Source organism: Nocardioides sp. Z38_18 (genome assembly GCF_058215695.1).
Genome location: NZ_JBZAJE010000001.1, coordinates 1,491,615 through 1,509,100 on the forward strand (window position 1 = coordinate 1,491,615; position 17,486 = coordinate 1,509,100).

16 protein-coding genes are annotated in these 17,486 nt (G+C 71.5%); 9 read left to right on the plus strand and 7 right to left on the minus strand.

Features of this window, described 5'->3' with window-relative positions:
• Positions 1-205 precede the first annotated feature (205 nt).
• From AC4BGC_RS07075 to AC4BGC_RS07095, 5 genes are all read left to right on the plus strand, one after another.
• Positions 206-952, plus strand: a complete 747-nt coding sequence (locus AC4BGC_RS07075; protein WP_490546777.1) for a lysophospholipid acyltransferase family protein — start codon at positions 206-208, stop codon at positions 950-952.
• Between the two features lie 4 nt (positions 953-956).
• Positions 957-2,117 carry a MacS family sensor histidine kinase gene (macS, locus tag AC4BGC_RS07080; protein ID WP_490554950.1) on the plus strand — a complete coding sequence of 387 codons (1,161 nt, stop codon included), beginning with the start codon at positions 957-959 and terminating at the stop codon, positions 2,115-2,117.
• The gene (locus AC4BGC_RS07085; RefSeq protein ID WP_490554951.1) at positions 2,114-2,641 is read left to right on the plus strand and encodes a flavin reductase family protein; all 528 of its coding nucleotides are present in this window, start codon (positions 2,114-2,116) and stop codon (positions 2,639-2,641) included. Before macS ends, AC4BGC_RS07085 begins: the two co-directional genes overlap by 4 nt.
• Positions 2,642-2,712: 71 nt before the next feature.
• Positions 2,713-3,360: a response regulator transcription factor gene (locus AC4BGC_RS07090; RefSeq protein WP_490546776.1), complete on the plus strand. Its 648-nt coding sequence runs from the start codon at positions 2,713-2,715 to the stop codon at positions 3,358-3,360.
• Positions 3,361-3,462: 102 nt separating this feature from the next.
• Positions 3,463-3,765 (plus strand): helix-turn-helix domain-containing protein, encoded by a 303-nt coding sequence (locus AC4BGC_RS07095; protein ID WP_490546775.1) that lies wholly within the window; start codon positions 3,463-3,465, stop codon positions 3,763-3,765.
• Between the two features lie 18 nt (positions 3,766-3,783).
• Here AC4BGC_RS07095 and AC4BGC_RS07100 read toward each other — a convergent pair whose 3' ends face one another.
• Positions 3,784-5,190: a WS/DGAT/MGAT family O-acyltransferase gene (locus tag AC4BGC_RS07100; RefSeq protein ID WP_490554952.1), complete on the minus strand. Its 1,407-nt coding sequence runs from the start codon at positions 5,188-5,190 to the stop codon at positions 3,784-3,786.
• 179 nt (positions 5,191-5,369) lie between these two features.
• Here AC4BGC_RS07100 and AC4BGC_RS07105 point away from each other — a divergent pair, with 179 nt between their 5' ends.
• Genes AC4BGC_RS07105 through AC4BGC_RS07115 form a run of 3 tightly spaced genes read left to right on the plus strand, consistent with a single transcriptional unit; the run spans position 5,370 to position 9,617 of the window.
• Positions 5,370-6,965 (plus strand): GMC family oxidoreductase, encoded by a 1,596-nt coding sequence (locus AC4BGC_RS07105; RefSeq protein ID WP_490554953.1) that lies wholly within the window; start codon positions 5,370-5,372, stop codon positions 6,963-6,965.
• Positions 6,962-8,488, plus strand: a complete 1,527-nt coding sequence (locus AC4BGC_RS07110) for an aldehyde dehydrogenase family protein (protein ID WP_490554954.1) — start codon at positions 6,962-6,964, stop codon at positions 8,486-8,488. Before AC4BGC_RS07105 ends, AC4BGC_RS07110 begins: the two co-directional genes overlap by 4 nt.
• Positions 8,466-9,617, plus strand: coding sequence for an FUSC family protein (locus AC4BGC_RS07115; RefSeq protein ID WP_490544628.1), 1,152 nt, complete (start codon positions 8,466-8,468; stop codon positions 9,615-9,617). Before AC4BGC_RS07110 ends, AC4BGC_RS07115 begins: the two co-directional genes overlap by 23 nt.
• A gap of 193 nt (positions 9,618-9,810) precedes the next feature.
• On the opposite strand, the gene AC4BGC_RS07120 is transcribed toward AC4BGC_RS07115, so the two are convergent.
• The 5 genes from AC4BGC_RS07120 to AC4BGC_RS07140 form a co-directional block, all read right to left on the minus strand.
• Positions 9,811-10,923 carry a glutamate--cysteine ligase gene (locus tag AC4BGC_RS07120; protein WP_490554955.1) on the minus strand — a complete coding sequence of 371 codons (1,113 nt, stop codon included), beginning with the start codon at positions 10,921-10,923 and terminating at the stop codon, positions 9,811-9,813.
• Between the two features lie 28 nt (positions 10,924-10,951).
• Positions 10,952-12,508, minus strand: a complete 1,557-nt coding sequence (locus tag AC4BGC_RS07125) for a hypothetical protein (RefSeq protein WP_490554956.1) — start codon at positions 12,506-12,508, stop codon at positions 10,952-10,954.
• A gap of 134 nt (positions 12,509-12,642) precedes the next feature.
• Positions 12,643-13,155, minus strand: coding sequence for a DUF402 domain-containing protein (locus AC4BGC_RS07130; RefSeq protein WP_490554957.1), 513 nt, complete (start codon positions 13,153-13,155; stop codon positions 12,643-12,645).
• Between the two features lie 43 nt (positions 13,156-13,198).
• On the minus strand, positions 13,199-14,044 hold the full coding sequence (locus AC4BGC_RS07135; RefSeq protein ID WP_490554958.1) for an SDR family NAD(P)-dependent oxidoreductase: 846 nt from the start codon (positions 14,042-14,044) through the stop codon (positions 13,199-13,201).
• A complete protein-coding gene (locus AC4BGC_RS07140; RefSeq protein ID WP_490554959.1) occupies positions 14,041-15,579 on the minus strand; it encodes a flavin-containing monooxygenase in 1,539 nt (512 codons plus the stop codon). The genes AC4BGC_RS07135 and AC4BGC_RS07140 overlap by 4 nt, the downstream gene beginning before the upstream one ends.
• Before the next feature lie 70 nt (positions 15,580-15,649).
• Between AC4BGC_RS07140 and AC4BGC_RS07145 the strand changes: the two genes are divergently transcribed.
• Positions 15,650-16,258 carry a TetR/AcrR family transcriptional regulator gene (locus AC4BGC_RS07145; RefSeq protein WP_490544618.1) on the plus strand — a complete coding sequence of 203 codons (609 nt, stop codon included), beginning with the start codon at positions 15,650-15,652 and terminating at the stop codon, positions 16,256-16,258.
• Here the strand turns inward: AC4BGC_RS07145 and AC4BGC_RS07150 are convergent.
• A complete protein-coding gene (locus tag AC4BGC_RS07150) occupies positions 16,185-17,483 on the minus strand; it encodes a bifunctional glycosyltransferase family 2/GtrA family protein (RefSeq protein ID WP_490554960.1) in 1,299 nt (432 codons plus the stop codon). The two genes, AC4BGC_RS07145 and AC4BGC_RS07150, sit on opposite strands and share 74 nt — an antisense overlap.
• Positions 17,484-17,486: the final 3 nt, after the last annotated feature.

The following is a 17,486-nucleotide window of genomic DNA, read 5'->3' on the forward strand; positions in this document are numbered from 1 at the left end:
CGCCCCGCCACACTAGTGACCCGCACCCGGGTCGCTGCCCGGTGAGGTCGCGGTGGACGTCGCGATGACGGCCACGTGCTGGTCGCAGCGCAGGTCGCGGGCCGGTCGCCGGACGGTCGCCGCGGGGAGACGCTGCCCGAGCCAGTCGGTGGGATGGCTCCGCGTGCCCTAGGGTTCGATGGGTGCGGAGAGGGAGGTGGCCAGCTTGTTCTACTGGTTCTTGAAGTGGATCGCCATCGGTCCGCTCCTGCGGGTGGTGTTCCGTCCCCGCGTCTCCGGCGCCGAGAACGTCCCTGAGGAGGGCCCGGCGATCCTGGCCAGCAACCACCTCTCCTACGCGGACTGGCTGTTCATGCCGATGACGGTGCCGCGCAAGGTCACGTTCGTGGCCAAGGCGGAGTACTTCAACGCTCCCGGCATCAAGGGCTGGTTCCAGAAGCTGTTCTTCTCCGGGGCCGGGCAGGTCCCGATCGACCGGACCAGCGGCAACGCGGCCGAGGGTGCGCTCTCGGCGGCGAAGAAGATCCTCGAGGACGGGGAGCTCTTCGGCATCTACCCCGAGGGCACCCGGTCGCACGACGGCAAGCTCTACCGCGGCAAGACCGGTGTGGCGCGGCTCGCGCTCGAGACCGGGGTGCCCGTCATCCCGATCGCCGTCGTGGGGACCGACGTCGTGGCGCCCCCCGGGAAGAAGTTCGGCCGGGTCACGCGCCCGGTGGTGCACTTCGGCAAGCCGCTCGACTTCAGCCGCTACGAGGGCATGGAGAACGACCGCTACATCCTGCGCTCGATCACCGACGAGATCATGTACGAGATCATGCGCCTCTCCGGCCAGGAGTACGTCGACAAGTACGCCGCCGTCGCCAAGGAGGAGCGCAAGCAGGCCGACAAGCAGGCCGAGAAGGAGAACGGGACCCGGACCGAGCCCGGCCCGGACGCGAAGGCCTCCTGATCCCGTGGCCGCCGCCACGCAGCCGGCCCTGGGCGTCGAGCCCCACGGCCCGGTGCAGGACACGATGTTCCGCGCCCTCGCGGTGCTGCGGATCGTCGTACTGCTGAACTCGCTGGGCATCTACCTGTGGCGCCACGAGGGCTACGACCACCCGGTCGCCGGCTTCGTGGTGATGGGCGCGCTGACGGCGTGGACCGGCTTCGCCGTGTGGGCCTACGGGGGCGCCTCGCGCCGCCGCCCGTGGCTGCTGGTCGCCGACCTCGCGGTGGCGGTCGCGGCGATCGCGGCCTCGCCGTACGTGAAGGGCGAGGGGCTCAACGCCACCCTCCCGGGCTTCTGGGTGATGGGCGTGGTGCTGGCCTGGGCGGTCCTGTGGCGATATGCGGGTGGCCTGGTGGCCGCCGCTGTGATCGTCGTGGCCGACCTCAGCATCCGCGACGACCTCACCCAGAAGGCCTACGGCAACATCTTCCTGCTGGTCCTCGGCGGCGCGATCGTGGGCTTCCTGTCCGGGCTGCTGCAGGAGATGGCCGCCCAGCGTGACCGTGCCGAGCGGGCGGCAGCAGCAGCGGCCGAGCGACAGCGGCTGAGCCGGGTGGTCCACGACGGGGCACTCCAGGCGCTGGCGCTGGTCCAGCGGCGGGCGCCCGAGCTGGGCCCCGGCGGGGTCGAGCTGGGGCAGCTCGCCGGCGAGCAGGAGGCCAGGCTGCGGGCACTGGTCCAGCAGGACTCGCGCGACCTGCTGGCACCGGCGGGCGACCTCGACCTGGCGCAGCTGCTGGCCGGACTGCAGACGCCGCAGGTGCAGGTGGCGCTGCCGGGGACCCCGGCGACCCTGCCCGCCGCCACGGCCCACGAGGTGCTGGCCGCGGTGCAGTCCTGCCTGAGCAACGTGCGGCACCACGTCGGCCCGGACGCCCCGGCCTGGGTGCTGCTCGAGGAGCTCGAGGACCGGTGGGTGGTCTCGGTGCGCGACGACGGTCCCGGCATCCCCGAGGGCCGGCTGGAGGCGGCGGTCGACGAGGGCCGGCTCGGGGTACGGCAGTCCATCGTCGGGCGGATCGAGGACCTGGGCGGCACCGCCACCGTTCGCTCCGGGCCGGGCACCGGCACCGAGTGGGAGCTCGAGGTCCCGCGCGGCGTCCGGGCGAGGTCGACCCGATGACGATCCACGACGAGCACCCGTTCCTGGACCCCTCCGACGCCGTACGCCGGTTCCGCGGCCGCCTCGGCGGGGCGGTGACCCTGTGGACCAGCGGGGGCAACGAGGGCGTCCCGCGGGCCGGCCTGACGGTGTCCTCGGTGATGGTGGCGGGCGGTGAGCCCGGCCGGCTGCTCGCCCTGGTCGACCCCGACAGCGACCTGCGCGACGTCCTCGAGCGCACCGGGCGCGGGGTGGTCCACCTGCTGCGGTGGGAGCACCGCGACCTCGCCGAGGTGTTCGCCGGCCAGATGCCGGCCCCCGGCGGCCAGTTCACCGTGGGGGAGTGGGACCAGACCGACCACGGTCCGCGACTGGTCACCGCGCCCAGCTTCGCCACCGTCGAGGTGGAGGAGCTGCAGGCCGTGGGGTGGTCCGCCCTGGTCGTCGCCCGGGTGGTCGACGTCGTCGTGGGCGAGGACGAGCACGCACTGGAGCACCGGCGCGGGCGCTACCTGCAGCCTCCGGAGCCGCGTGCGCCCCACTGATCCTCGCGGTCGGCCTCCTGGTGTCGGTCCGGTCGTCTAGGGTGCGGGCCGTGGAGGACAAGCTGCGGGTGATGGTGGTCGACGACCACCCCATGTGGCGTGAGGGCGTTGCCCGCGACCTCACCGAGGCCGGGTTCGACGTGGTGGCGACGGCCGCGGACGGCCGCGGTGCGATCAGCCGGTTCCCGGCGGCCCGTCCCGACGTGGTCGTGCTCGACCTGCAGATCCCCGAGCCGAACGGGGTCGCCGTCACCGCCGAGGTGGTGCGGCAGAACCCTGCGGTGCGCGTCCTGATCCTCTCCGCGAGCGGCGAGCAGCACGACGTGCTGGAGGCGGTCAAGGCAGGCGCGACCGGCTACCTGGTGAAGTCGGCCTCGCGCACCGAGCTGGTCGACGCCGTACGCCGGGTCGCGGTCGGTGACACCGTGTTCACCTCGGGTCTCGCGGGGCTGGTGCTGGGGGAGTACCGTCGTCTCTCCGACTCCTCCGTGACCGACCGTGACGACACGCCCCGCCTGACCGAGCGCGAGACCGAGGTGCTGCGGCTGGTGGCCAAGGGGCTGTCCTACAAGCAGATCGCCGAGCGCCTGTTCCTCTCCCACCGCACCGTGCAGAACCACGTGCAGAACACGCTGCGCAAGCTGCAGCTGCACAACCGGGTCCAGCTGGTCCGCTACGCGATCGAGCAGGGTCTCGACGAGGTCGACGACGACCGGTGAAGCGACGCTGACACGCGGGCGGCGGGACGCACCTGCAGGGAAGAACGACGGGTTCGGTAGCGTTGTGAAGGCACAGAAGACGATAAGGAGCACCACATGGGTCTGGGAACGCTGCTGTTCCGCGCATCGCTCGGTGAAGTGCTGCGAGCCGAGCGGATGCGTCAGGGGATGACCCTGCGCGAGCTGTCCTCCTCGGCCCGGGTGAGTCTCGGCTACATCTCCGAGATCGAACGTGGGCAGAAGGAGGCCTCCTCCGAGCTGCTCGCCGCGCTGTGCGAGGCCCTCGACATGCCGCTGTCCGGCGTGCTCCGCGAGGTCAGCGAGCACATCGAGCGCCAGGAGCTCGCGCTCGAGGTGGTCCAGGTCCCGACCCTGCCCGGCGACGTGGTGGCCTCCGCCGCCTGATTCGCGGCCGGCCCCTGCTCAGCTGACCCCGGCGGCCTTCTCGAGCGCGCCCAGCTCGTCGTCGAGGTGGGTGAGCAGCCGCTGCAGGTGTGGCACGCTGCGCCGGCAGCCGGTGAGCCCGAAGTCCATGTCGTCGGCGTAGCTGTTGCAGGTGATGTTCAGCGCCATCCCGTTGATCGGGATGGACAGCGGGTAGGTGCCGGTCATCTTGGCGCCGTTGAGGTACATCGTCTTCTTCGGTCCGGGCACGTTGCTGATGATCAGGTTGAACGGCGGCCGGACGATCCCGTGCATCCGCAGCATCGGGGTGATGATCGACGGGGCCATCCCCAGCGCGCTCATCGCCATGATCTGGAGCTGGCTCATCGAGCCCAGGGCCTGCTTGCCGGTCTGCATCGACTTGTGGATCGAGGACAGCCGGTCCGCGGGGTCGTCGAGGTCGGTGCCGAGCTGGACCATCACCGCGCCGACGGCGTTGCCGCCCTCGCCCTCGCCCTTGCCGGCACGCTTGGCGTCCAGGGCCACCGGCACCATCGAGACCAGGGGCAGGTCGGGCAGCGCCTCGTGCTCGATCAGGTAGGACCGGATTGCGCCGGAGCACATCGCCAGCACGACGTCGTTGAGCGTGGTCCCGCTGGCTGATCCGACGGCGCGCAGCCGCTCGATCGGCCAGCCCTGGGCTGCGAACCGCCGGGAGCCGGTGATCGTGGTGTTGAACATCGTGCGGGGCGCGTGCAGCGAGAGCGCGGAGGTCTCGTTGCGCAGCCCGTGCTTGAGCGTCTTGATCAGTGCGGCGGGCATCCCGGCGGCGTCGGCGGTGATGCCGAGCGCCGTACGCATCGCCTCGAGCGGGACCTGGGCCAGGCTGTTCTCGGCCTCGTCGCGGACCTTCGCCGAGCGCGAGCTGGGGCGGTCGGCCCACATCGGAGGCATCCCGCGCTCGTCCGGGTCCGTGCTCATCACGCTGCCCATCAGGCGCATGGCGGCGATGCCGTCGACCAGGGAGTGGTGGAGCTTGGTGTAGAGCGCCACGCGGCCGTCGCGCAGGCCCTCGATCAGGTGTGCCTCCCACAGCGGCCGCTCGCGGGCCAGCCGGGTGCCGTGCAGCCGGGAGCAGAGCTCGAGCAGCTCGCGCACCCGTCCGGGCTTGGGCAGCGCACTGTGCCGGAAGTGGTACTCGAGGTCGAACTGCTCGTCCTGGGTCCACACCCACTGGCCCGCGGTGCCGATGCCGCGCGTGGGGCGCTTGCGGAACAGCGGGGCGATCTCGCTGGTCTCTGACATCTGCTCGTAGAGCTTGCGGACGTAGTCGCGCGGGGCGTCCGCCGGCTTCTCGAAGAGCTGGAGGCCGCCCACGTGCATCGGCATCTGCCGGTTCTCCGCGAACAGGAATGCTGCTGACGTCGGATCGATCGGAGCAACCACGTGTCCACCTCTCTGTGGCCCGGTCCCGGGACCAGCCGATCCTCGCTGCTTTGTCCGCGATTGGCCACCCTGCTTCTCGGCCAGCGTCCCGGGAGGGATCGGCGCGCTCGACCCGGGTGAGCCTCGGCTTTGCGGGTATAGGTTCGGCGACAGTGATGTCGACGAGGTGGAGGTCCCTCATGTCGCGATCCAGCAGCGCATCCGGTGCGCATGACTACGTCATCGTGGGAGCCGGCAGCGCCGGCGCGGTGCTGGCGGCACGACTGAGCGAGGATCCCGGCGTCACCGTGCTGCTGCTGGAGGCAGGACCCGAGGCAGTCGGGGACGAGGTCTCCGTCCCGGCCGCCTTCCCGCAGCTGTTCAAGACCAAGTGGGACTGGAACTACGACACCACCGAGCAGAAGCAGTTGCACAACCGGCGGGCCTACTGGCCGCGGATGAAGGCGCTCGGGGGATGTTCCTCGATGAACGCGATGATCTACATCCGGGGCAACGCCGCCGACTACGACGCCTGGCGTGACGAGTACGGCGCCACCGGCTGGGGGTACGACGACGTCCTCCCGTACTTCAAGAAGGCCGAGGGCAACACCCGGCTCGGCGGGGAGTACCACGGCCAGGACGGGCCCCTGCACGTCGAGGACCGCCGCTACACCCACGAGCTGACCACCTCGTGGGTGGAGAGCGCGGTCAGCGCGGGCCTCAAGCGCAACGACGACTTCAACGGCGCCGAGCAGGAGGGCGCCGGGCTCTACCAGGTCACCTGCCGCAACGGTCGGCGCTGGTCGGTCGACGAGGCCTACCTGAAGCCGGCCCGCAAGCGGGAGAACCTCGACGTGGAGACGGGTGCGTTCGTCACCCGCATCGAGGTGGAGGGGGAGCGCGCCACCGGGGTGACCTACCGAATCGCCGGCAGGGAGATCACCGCGAGGGCCGAGCGGGAGGTCCTCCTGTGCGGGGGCGCGGTGAACAGCCCGCAGCTGCTGATGCTCTCCGGCATCGGCCCGGCGGCGCACCTGCGTGAGCACGGCGTCGACGTGGTCGCGGACCTGGCCGGGGTCGGCCAGCGGCTCCAGGACCACCCCGCGGTCCCGATGATCTGGTACACCCGCGACACCACCGATCTCGTGGAGTTCTCCACCGTGCCCAACCTGTTGCGCTGGAAGGTCCGCGGCACCGGTCCACTGACCTCCAACGTGGGCGAGGGCGGCGGGTTCATCAAGACGCGCGAGGACCTGCCGGCTCCCGACATGCAGTACCATGTGGCCCCCGCCGGGTTCTACGACAACGGCCTGCGCGAACCGACCCGCCGGATGTTCACCGCCGCGCCCACGCTCGTCTCGGTGCGCAGCCGGGGCTCGTTGCGGCTCCGGTCCGCGGACCCGGTGTGGCACCCCGAGATCGATGCCGCCTACTACGACGACGGCGCCGACCTCGACGCGATGCTGGCCGGGATGAAGCGGGTGTGGGAGATCTGCGGGCAGGGTCCGGTGGCGGCGTACCTCGCGTCACCGTGGGAGCTCTCGGAGAACCCGAGCGACGACGAGCTCGTCGAGCACATCCGTCAGTACACCCAGACGCTCTACCACCCCGTCGCGACCTGCTCGATGGGCAGCGGCGAGGACGCCGTGGTCGACCCCGAGCTGCGGGTCCGCGGCGTGGAGGGGTTGCGCGTCGTGGACGCCTCGGTGATGCCGGCCGTGCCACGAGGCAACACCAACGCACCCACCGTGATGGCGGCCGAGAAGGCCGCCGACCTGATCAGGAGCGCACGATGACCGCTGACGTAGAGGTTCCGACCGGCTCCGAGACCCCCGGGTCCGGGGACACCTTCGACTCGCTGAGCCCGATCACCGGCGACGTGGTCGGCACCTGGCCCATCCACACGCCCGAGGACGTCGGGGCCGTCGTACGACGAGCCCGCGACGGCGCCGAGTGGTGGTCCTCGCTCACCTTCGACGAGCGTGCCGAGCGGCTCACCGCGTGGGCCGGGGTGATGACGCGGCGCATCGCCCAGCTGGCCGACGTGGTGCACCAGGAGACCGGGAAGCCGCACAGCGACGCCACCCTCGAGATCGCCCTGGCGCTGGACCACGTGGCGTGGGCGGCGAAGAACGCGCGCAAGGTGCTCGGCCGGCACAAGGTGCCCTCGGGACTGCTGATGACCAACCAGGCGGCCACGGTCGAGTACCTGCCACTGGGCGTGGTCGGGGTAATCGGCCCGTGGAACTACCCGGTGTTCACGCCGATGGGCTCCATCGCCTACGCGCTGGCGGCGGGCAACGCCGTGGTGTTCAAGCCGAGCGAGCTCACTCCCGGCGTGGGCTACTGGCTCGCCGCCGCCTTCGGTGAGGTCGTCCCCGAGCACTCCGTCTTCCAGGTCGTGACCGGCCTCGGCGAGACCGGAGCCGCCCTGTGCCGCTCCGGGGTGGACAAGGTGGCGTTCACCGGGTCCACCGAGACCGGCAAGGTGGTGATGGCCACGTGCGCCGAGACGCTCACCCCGGTGGTGATCGAGGCGGGCGGCAAGGACGCCGTACTGGTCGACGAGGACGCCGACCTCGACGCCGCAGCCGAGGCCACCCTGTGGGGGGCGGCCAGCAACGCCGGCCAGACCTGCATCGGGGTGGAGCGCGTCTACGTCCACGACCGGGTCTACGACGAGTTCCTCTCCCGGCTGCTGGAGCTGGCCCGTGACCTGAAGGCCGAGGACGCGCCCGAGGCGAAGATCGGGCCGATGACCATGCCGGGCCAGGGCCGCATCATCGCGTCGCACATCCAGGACGCGCTGGACCGGGGCGGCCGGGCGCTGCTGGGCGGTCCCGGCGCCGTCGGGGAGCGCTTCGTGCAGCCGACCGTGCTGGTCGACGTCCCCGAGGACGCGCTGGCCGTGCAGGAGGAGACGTTCGGGCCCACGGTCACGATCACTCGGGTCAGGGACATGGACGAGGCGGTCGAGAGGACCAACGGGACCCGCTACGGGCTGGGCTCGACGGTGTTCTCCAAGGCGCGGGGGATGGAGCTCGCCCGGAGGATCCGGTCGGGCATGACCGCGGTGAACGGCATGATCACCTACGCGGCCATCCCCTCGCTGCCGTTCGGCGGGGTGGGCGACTCGGGCTTCGGCCGGATCCACGGGCCCGACGGGCTCCGGGAGTTCACCTATGCCAAGTCGATCGCCCGGCAGCGGTTCAAGCCGCTCCTCACCCTGACCAGCTTCGCCCGCACCGACAAGGCCGACAACCAGCTGGCCCAGGTCCTCACCCTCCTGCACGGCCGTGGATCCACGCTCCGGAAGTAGCGCCGGAGAGGAGATCGCGCGCCGGCCGGTCGTCGTCCCGCGCCTCGAGCTGGCCGTGAGCCGCAGCCGCACCTCCCTGCGCGCGCGGTGGGAACGGGTCAGCGCCAAGTCCTTCCAGATCGCGCAGTGCGCCATCGCGGCGGGAGTGGCCTGGACCCTGGCCAGCGACGTGTTGGGGCACCCGACGCCGTTCTTCGCCCCGATCGCCGCGGTGATCAGCCTCGGCACCTCCTACGGCCAGCGGCTCCGGCGGGTGGCCGAGGTGACCGTGGGGGTGGCGATCGGGGTGTTCGTCGGTGACGCGCTGACGCACTTCCTCGGCTCGGGAGGGTGGCAGATGGCGCTGATCGTCGCCCTGGCGATGACCATGGCCCTGCTGCTCGGGCAGGGAGTCTTGTTCGTGAACCAGGCGGCCGTCCAGGCCATCGTGGTGAGCACCCTGGTGCCGTCGGCGGGCGGCGCCTTCATCCGGTGGACGGACGCCCTCATCGGCGGCGGGGTCGCCCTGGTCGCCGCCGCGGTGGTGCCCCGGGCGCCGTTGCGACGACCGCGTGAGCAGGCCGCGGTCGTGGTGCGGCGGGTCTCGCTGCTGCTGCGCGCCGCCGCCCGGAGCATCCTCGACGGCGACGTGGAGCGCGCCCTGCAGGTGCTGCGGGACGCCCGCGCCACCGAGGACCTCGTCGTCGAGCTCCGCGCCGCGGCCAACGAGGGGCTCTCGGTGGTGCGCTCCTCACCGTTCCGGCGCCGCCATCGTGGGCGGGTGCAGGCCATGGCCGAGCTCGTGGAGCCGCTGGACTTCGCGCTGCGCAACACCCGGGTGCTGGTACGGCGCGTGGCGGTGGCCTCCTACCAACGCCAGGCGATCCCACCGGCGTACGCCACGCTGCTCGACGAGCTGGCTGCGTGCACCGACGCCGTCGCCGACGAGCTGGCAGCAGGCCGGGCGGCCACCGCCGTACGCGGGCGCCTGATCGAGCTGGCCCGAGCCACCACCGACGCCCAGCGCTCCCACGTCCTCTCCGCCGAGGTGGTCCTGGCCCAGGTCCGCTCCCTGATCGCCGACCTCCTCGCTGTCACCGGCGTCGACCCCCTCACCGCCACCGACATGATCCCCCCGATGAGCGTCTGACCCCTTTCCCTCCAGCACGCCGAGCGGGCAGAAACGTTCCGCGGTGGCACCCCGAGCGGGCAGAAACGTTCCCCTCCAGCGCGCCGAGCGGGCAGCTGTGGCCGCAGCAAAGGGTGCCTGACTGCCCGGTGGGCGTCGTACGGCGTGACGTTTGTGCCCGGTCGGCGTCGTACGGCGTGACGATTGTGCCCGGTCAGAGCTCGCGGACGACGGAGTCGACGACGGCGACGAGGTCGCCGTGGGTGCGGAGGGCGACTTCGCGCTGGCGTTGGTACGACGCGCCGCGCCTCGGGATCTCGGCGACGAGGTCGAGCTCCGCGGAGCAGCCGAGGCGCTCGGCCACCGGGGCGAGGTGCTCGAGGAGCTCGGCGAGGTCGTCCTGGAGCAGGCGTTCGTTGGAGTGCTCGTCCAGGATGATCCAGGCGTCGAGGCCGTAGCGGGCCGCGCGCCACTTGTTCTCCTGCACGTGCCACGGCGGCATCGTCGGGAGCGTCTCGCCGCGGTCGAGGCGGTCGGAGAGGTCCACGACCAGGCAGTGGGTCAGCGCCACCAGGCCGCGCATCTCGTCCAGGGTGGAGACGCCGTCGCAGATCCGCATCTCCACGGTCCCCAGGTGCGGGGCCGGGCGCACGTCCCAGCGGATCTCGTTGATCTCCTCGATCACCCCGGTGGTGATCAGGTCCTGGGCGTAGTGCTCGAAGTCGGACCACGCCTCGAACTGGAACGGCAGCCCCGCGGTCGGCAGCTGCTGGAACATCATCGCCCGGTTGCTGGCGTAGCCCGTGTCGGTGCCGGCCCAGATGGGCGAGGAGGCGGAGAGTGCCTGGAGGTGGGGGTACCACTTCAGCAGGGCGGAGACGATCGGCATCGCGTGCTCACGGCGTACGCCGACATGGACATGCACTCCCCAGATGAGCATCTGCCGGCCCCACCACTGGGTGCGGGCGATCAGCTCCTCGTAGCGGTGCCCCGGCGTGAGCAGCTGGTGGGACCACTCGGCGAACGGGTGCGTGCCCGCGCAGTAGAGCTCGACCCCGAGCTCCTCGGCGAGCGGGCGGACCAGGTCGATCATCGAGGAGAGCTCGTCGACGGCCTCGCCGACGGTGCGGCAGATGCCGGTGGTCAGCTCGACGGTGTTGCGCAGCAGCTCCTTGTGGATCCGCGGCTGCGGCCCGTGCCGCTCCGAGACGAGGTCGAACAGCTCGGAGGCGGCGTTGACCAGGTCACGGGTGTCCTTGTCGACGAGGGCGAACTCCCACTCGACGCCCAGGGTCGGCTCGGGGGAGTCGACGAACTCGATCGGCACGGACACATCGTTCCACGCCCGGGGACGCTCAGTGCGCAGAGGGCTCCGGCGTGCCGGAGGGGCCGGCGCTGTTCCGGTCACCAGGCTGCCCGGACGCACTCCCGGAAGGCTGCGAGCCCGGCTCCTCGCTGGCGAGCTCACTGGGCTGCTCACTGGGCAGCTCACTGGTCAGCTCACTGGGCGCGGAGCTCCGCTGCGAGCTGGGTCCGTCGCTGGCCAGGGCGCTCGGGCGGGCGAAGCTGCCGTCCCCGTTGCGCAGGCCCTTGCCGTTGATCAGCAGGACCACGGTCCCGCCGCCGGAGTACTCCACGGAGAGGGTCACCCGCTTGCCGATCAGGCCGGTGAACTCCACCCGGTTGGTCTTCACGGCACCGTCCCCGTCGAAGTCGGCGGCCGCAGGGGTGTCCAGCCGGTCCACCGGACCGAGGTCGAGCGCAGTGCCGGACACGCAGAACCCGGCGGGGCAGGCGTTCCAGGTGCCCCTGAGCTCGCCGCGCTTCGGAGCCGCCGGTGTCGGCTTCGGCGTCGGCTTGGGGGCCGGCTTCGGGGTCGTCGTACCCGGGGCGGGCGGCGGGGGAGTCGCCGGTGCCGGAGCGGGCTTGGGGAGCGGGGCCGGGGCAGGAACGCTGCCGGGCGGCACCAGGCTGGACCCACCCGGCCCACCTGTCCCACGAGGCCTGATCGGGCGCGGCTTCCCCGGGGTCTGCGGCTTGGCGGGCTTGCGCACCTTGGCGGGCGGAGGCGGCGGGGTGGGCGTGGCGAAGACACCGGTCTGGTAGCCGGCCTGCATCGCCAGCACCAGGTCCACGTAGTAGCTCGACGGGTTGTAGCGGAACGCGGCCCGGGCGGCCCCGGCCGGATCGGCGATGCTGCCGCCGACCCCGCACAGGTAGACGGCTGAGCCGAGCGCGGCGTCGTCGATGTCGTCGGGGTTCAACCGGCCGTCGCGGTCGCCGTCGCGCGCCACCGAGCTCCAGGTCTCGGGCAGGAACTGCATCGGGCCGACGGCTCGGTCCCACAGCGGGTCGCGGTCCAGGGTGCCTCCGTCGGTGTCCGCGATCGCGGCGAAGGGGCCGGCGCCGTCCAGGCGCGGGCCACGGATCTCGGGGCGGGAGACGCCGTCCGAGCCGATCTGGGCGCCGGCGAAGCGGCCGTGGTTGGACTCCACCCGGCCGATCGCGGCGAGCAACGTCCAGGAGATCCCGCAGCCCGGGTCGGCCAGGGCCATCGCCTGCTCCGCGTTCCGGTAGGCCCGCAGGGCCGCGTCCGGTACGTCGTTCCCGCCGGTGCTGCTGATCTCGAAGAACTGCCGGTCGCTCCGGGTGCCCAGCGGCCCGCCGGTCCCCGGCACCTGCCCGCGGCTCCTCAGGTGGACGCCGGCGACCACCGGCTGCGGGGCGGCGAGCTGCCAGAACAGGCTGTGAGCCGAGGGGGTGGCGGTCGCGCTGCTCAGTGCCGCGGACCTGGTCGTGGTCGTCTCGCCGAGACCGGGGACCGAGGTCTCGCCGGCCCAGGACGCAACGCCGGTGACGACGAGCGCGAGGGCGAGGGTCAGGGTGCTGGGGAGCGCCCAGAGGTGCTTCATGGAGGGGGGCCTTCATCCGAGAACGGTCGCGAGAAGACCAGCGTAGGCGGGCCGGACCCGTGCACACGCGGGAATTGGCTATTACCTACAAATAGGACGAAAAGAACTAGGCAGGACTAGACAGGTGGCGCCGTTCAGCGGGCGCGAAGGCGCTCGATCCAGGCCAGGTGCGTCCCGTCGAAGGGGGCGACGCGATCCGTCACCGCCCGCAGGATCGCCTGGCTGCTGGCAACGGCCTCGGTGACCAGCTCATCGGGATAGCCGAGCGAGACGCGGTGCTCGGCGAACTCGTCCTCGTCGTCGACCCAGACCCGGCCCGTCGTCCCCTTGATCACGTCGAGGTCGAGGTCGACCGCGCGCACCAGCTCGTCGCCGTGCCACACCGCGGGCGTGGCGATGTCGACGTAGGTGTCGAACGGCCGCCGGGGGTCGTCGGCGTAGAAGGTGCCCAGCCACCAGCCGTCGTGAGGGACCAGGGTCACGTGGTCGGCTGCCGCCTGGAACGCCCGGGTGGGGCTGGACAGCAGGGTGCCCTGGGTGATCCCGACCCAGGTGCCGTGACCGTCGACGCCGAGCCGGAGCCCGTCGTACTCCCAGTGCGGGGCGTCGGGCCACTTGCGGCACTCGACGCGGAGGGGTCGCAGCATGCCCGCGAGGATACGTGGGCCCGGGGCCGCCCCGCGGCGCGCCTCAGCGCGTGCCGGGATTCTTCCTCGGCCCCACCCTGGTCCACACCCGCGCGACGATGTCCTGGTAGCGCGACCCGGTGAGCTTGGCGAAGTGGTGCAGCGCGTGGGCGTCGGCGCCGACGAGCACGCGCGCCTTGCCGGACAGGGCGCCGTCGAGGATGACCTCGGCGGCCTTGGCCGCGGTGGTGCGGGCGAGCTTCTTCTCGAAGTAGCTGTCCAGGCCGGTGGAGTCCTGGCTCGCGGTCTTGCGGCCGTTGCGGGTGATCCCGGTCTTGATCCCGCCGGGGTGGATGCAGGTGACGGCGACGGGATGCTTGTTGACCAGCATCTCCTCGCGCAGCGCCTCGGTGAAGCCGCGGACGGCGTACTTCGTGGCGTTGTAGGCGGTCTGGCTGGGCATGCTCACCAGCCCGAACAGGCTGGAGACGTTGACCACATGGCCGTCGCCCGAGGCGATCAGGTGGGGCAGGAACTCCTTGGTCCCGTGCACCACGCCCATCAGGTTGACGCCCACGATCCAGTCGAAGTCGTCGTAGGAGATCTCCTCGAAGTCGCCGGTCAGGCTCACCCCGGCGTTGTTGACCACCATGTTGACCCGCCCGAACTGGCCGACCACCGCGGTGGCCCACTCGGCCACGGCAGCACGGTCGGAGACGTCGACCCGGTCGCTGCGCAGCTCGCGTACGCCGGCGTCCTTGACCAGCTCGACGGTCTCGGCCAGGCCCACCTCGTTCCAGTCGGAGATGGCCAGCAGCGCGCCACCGCGAGCCGCCCGCAGGGCCAGCTCGCGCCCGATCCCGGATCCGGCCCCGGTGATGACGACGACCTTGTTCTCGAGGGTCTTCATGCGACGTTCTCCTTCGTGGTGGGGCGGTCCTGGGGGGTGGTCACGGCGTACTGGTCGACGTCGAAGTCGCTGAGCAGCTCACGGAACTTGTAGGTGGTGCGCGGCCACAGCGTGGTGTTGCGCCCGTGCCGGTCGAGGTACCAGCTCGCGCACCCACCGGTGCTCCACACCGTGCTCTGCATCCGCTGCTGCAGGTCCTCGTTCCACCGCTGCTGCGCCTCGGGCCGCGGCTCCACGGTGACGAGGTCCCGCTCCCTCATCTTCCCCAGTGCGGAGACGATGTAGGCGATCTGGCTCTCGATGATGAACACCATCGAGGAGTGGCCCAGGCCGGTGTTGGGTCCGACGATCTGGAACAGGTTGGGGAAGCCCGCGATCGTGGTGCCCTTGTACGCCGCCATGCCCTCCTCGCGCCAGGCGGTGGCGAGGGTTCGGCCCCCGCGACCCTCGATGTGCTCGGAGATCGGCTGCTCGGTGGTGTGGAACCCGGTCGCCACGATGATGGCGTCGACCTCGCGACGGGTGCCGTCGGCGGTGACGATGCCGGTCGCGGTGATCTCCGCGATCCCGTCGGTGACGAGGTCCACGTGCTTCGAGTTCAGCGCGGGGTAGTAGTCGTTGGAGATCAGGATCCGCTTGCAGCCGATCTTGAAGTCGGGGGTGACCTTGGCGCGCAGCGCGGGGTCGGAGATGCCCCGGGCGATGTTGCCCTTCGCCAGCAGGAGCGCCGGCGTCGCCAGCTTGGAGTTGACCACGAATCCCGGGACCAGCGACTCCCGGCCGAGGTAGACCCCGGTGCGGTACATCCGCTGGAAGAGCGGGAGGTGGCGGAACGCGAGCCGCTCGGCGCGGGTGTACCTCCGGTCCAGCCGTGGGATCACCCACGGGGCGGTGCGCTGGTAGACGTCGAGGTGGGCGACCTGTTTGGCCACCTCGGGCACGATCTGGATCGCGGAGGCGCCGGTGCCGATCACGGCCACCCGCTTGCCGGTGAGGTCGTAGTCGTGGTTCCACCGCGCGGAGTGGAAGATCTCGCCCTCGAAGGAGTCGATCCCGGAGATCTCCGGCAGCTTGGGCTCGGAGAGGCCGCCGGAGCCGGTGATCACGACCTCGGCGGTGAGGGCGCCGTGGTCGGTGGTGACCAGCCAGTGCTGCTCCTCCTCGCGCCAGCTGAGGTCCTGCACGGTCACGCCGAAGTGGAACCGGTCGAGCACGCCGGCCTGCTCGGCCGTGCGCTGGAGGTAGGCGTGGATCTCGGGCTGGAAGGAGAACGACCTCGTCCAGTCGCGGTTGGGGGCGAAGCTGAACGAGTACAGCTGGCTCGGGACGTCACAGGCCGCGCCGGGGTAGGTGTTGTCGCGCCAGGTGCCGCCGACGGACTCGCCGCGGTCGAGCACGACGTAGTCCCGCAGGCCGGCCTCGTCGAGCTTGATCGCGGCACCGAGCCCGGCGAACCCGGCGCCCACGACGAGGGTGCGCACGTGCCCGGGGAGCGGGAGGCCCTGGGGGGCGGGGGTCGTGTCTGTCTGGGTCATGCATGGACTCTACAAAAAGTTGAACGTCCGTCAATAGAGGTATTGAAGGATGTTCAGTAAGATGAGACACATGTCCTCCCCCCGCACCCGGATGAGCAAGGACGGTCGCCGCGAGCAGCTGCTCGACCTCGGTGTCCAGCTGTTCGCCACGCGGTCGCTGGAGGACCTCTCCATCGAGGCGCTGGCCGTGGAGGCGGGGATCTCCCGCGGCCTGCTCTACCACTACTTCGGCAACAAGCAGGAGTTCCACACCGCCGTGGTGCAGCGGGCCGCCGACGAGCTGTTCGCGGTCACGGCGCCCACGGGGGAGGGCACCCCGCTGGAGCAGCTCGCCGGCTCCCTGGAGCGCTACGTCGACTACGTCACCGAGAACTACCAGGGCTACCTCTCGCTGCTGCGCGGCGCGGCGGGCGGCCACGAGGGCCTGCGGGAGATCTACGAGACCGCGCGCGCCGCGCTCACCGACCGGCTCTTCGAGGGCCCGGTCGCGCAGGAGGCAGCGGCCCTGGGCCTCACCGACACGCCCGGCGTACGCCTGCTGGTGCACGGCTGGGCCGCGTTCACCGAGGACGTCGTCCTGGAGTGGGTCCGCGACTCCCGGGGGATCACTCGCGAGGAGCTGCTGGTGACCCTGTCGGCGTCACTGCCGGGGATCCTGGCGCCGTTCCGCGCGCAGTGAGGTCCGCGCGCGCCCCGCTCCGGCGCGGGCGCTGCGCGAACACCCACACCCGCATCGCCACGAACCGCAGCACGGTCACGGCGAGGTTGGTCGCGGTGAGCACCACGACCTCGAGCCCGGCGCTGCGCGCACCCAGGGCCGCCATCACGCTCAGCGCCCCGGAGGTGGCCAGCAGACCGGCGCCGAAGATGAGCAGGCCCTGCACGTGGTGGCGTACGACGTCGCGCGGGCCGCGCACGCCGAAGGTGAACCGGCGGTTCGCCGCCGTGTTGGCGACAGCGGTGAGCAGCAGGGCGGTGAAGTTCGCAGTCCACGGCGACACCACCGGGCGCAGCCCGAGGTAGAGCAGCGCGTAGGCGAGCGTCGAGCACACACCGATCATCAAGAAGATCCCCAGCTGCATGCCGAGCCGGCCGCGGCCGGCCTCGGCGCTGGTCCGCCCGAGCCGTTCCCCGATCTCACGCAGCGGCAGCCTGCCCAGGACCAGTGAGCGACCCAGGCGGGCAACGCCCGCGAGGTCCTCGGCCGCGGTGCGAACGAGGTCCACGCTGCTGTCCGGGTCGTCGGTCCAGTCGACGGGGACCTCGTGGATCCGCAGGCCGGCCCGCTCCGCGACGACGAGCAGCTCGGTGTCGAAGAACCAGGAGTTGTCCTCCACCAGCGGGAGCAGCTCGCGGGCGGCGTCACGGCGGATCGCCTTGAACCCGCACTGGGCGTCGCTGAACCGGGCACGCAGCACCCGGCGCAGGATCTGGTTGTAGCTGCGCGAGATGAACTCCCGTTTGGCGCCCCGCCGTACCCGGGCCGCACGGTCGAGCCGCGAGCCGATCGCCAGGTCGGAGTGCCCACTGACCAGCGGCGCCACCAGGGGCAGCAGCGCCGCGAGGTCGGTGGAGAGGTCGACGTCCATGTAGACGAGAACCTCGCTGGCCGAGGCGGCCCACACCGCCTTCAGGGCACGCCCGCGCCCCTTCTGCGTCAGGCGCACCACGCTCACCTCGGGGTGGGTGTGGCTCAACCGGCGCGCGATCACCGGGGTGTGGTCGGTGCTCGCGTTGTCGGCGATGGTGATCCGGAAGCTCCACGGCATCGTCCGCAGGTGCTCGAGCACGCGCTCGACCGAGTCTTCGAGCTGGAGCTCCTCGTCGTGGACCGGGATCACCACGTCCAGGACTGTCGCCGTCGGGCCCTCATCTGGGCACTCGAGCGGGGGCATGGGCTGCATCAG

What these genes read in the sequence shown, in the direction of transcription:
- AC4BGC_RS07085 (WP_490554951.1), top strand. Translation starts at nt 2,114, where the DNA reads ATGACGATCCACGACGAGCACCCGTTCCTGGACCCCTCCGACGCCGTA.
- AC4BGC_RS07090 (WP_490546776.1), top strand. Translation starts at nt 2,713, where the DNA reads ATGGTGGTCGACGACCACCCCATGTGGCGTGAGGGCGTTGCCCGCGAC.
- AC4BGC_RS07105 (WP_490554953.1), top strand. Translation starts at nt 5,370, where the DNA reads ATGTCGCGATCCAGCAGCGCATCCGGTGCGCATGACTACGTCATCGTG.
- AC4BGC_RS07110 (WP_490554954.1), top strand. Translation starts at nt 6,962, where the DNA reads ATGACCGCTGACGTAGAGGTTCCGACCGGCTCCGAGACCCCCGGGTCC.
- AC4BGC_RS07125 (WP_490554956.1), bottom strand. Translation starts at nt 12,508, where the DNA reads ATGAAGCACCTCTGGGCGCTCCCCAGCACCCTGACCCTCGCCCTCGCG.
- AC4BGC_RS07130 (WP_490554957.1), bottom strand. Translation starts at nt 13,155, where the DNA reads ATGCTGCGACCCCTCCGCGTCGAGTGCCGCAAGTGGCCCGACGCCCCG.
- AC4BGC_RS07135 (WP_490554958.1), bottom strand. Translation starts at nt 14,044, where the DNA reads ATGAAGACCCTCGAGAACAAGGTCGTCGTCATCACCGGGGCCGGATCC.
- AC4BGC_RS07140 (WP_490554959.1), bottom strand. Translation starts at nt 15,579, where the DNA reads ATGACCCAGACAGACACGACCCCCGCCCCCCAGGGCCTCCCGCTCCCC.
- AC4BGC_RS07145 (WP_490544618.1), top strand. Translation starts at nt 15,650, where the DNA reads ATGTCCTCCCCCCGCACCCGGATGAGCAAGGACGGTCGCCGCGAGCAG.
- AC4BGC_RS07150 (WP_490554960.1), bottom strand. Translation starts at nt 17,483, where the DNA reads ATGCAGCCCATGCCCCCGCTCGAGTGCCCAGATGAGGGCCCGACGGCG.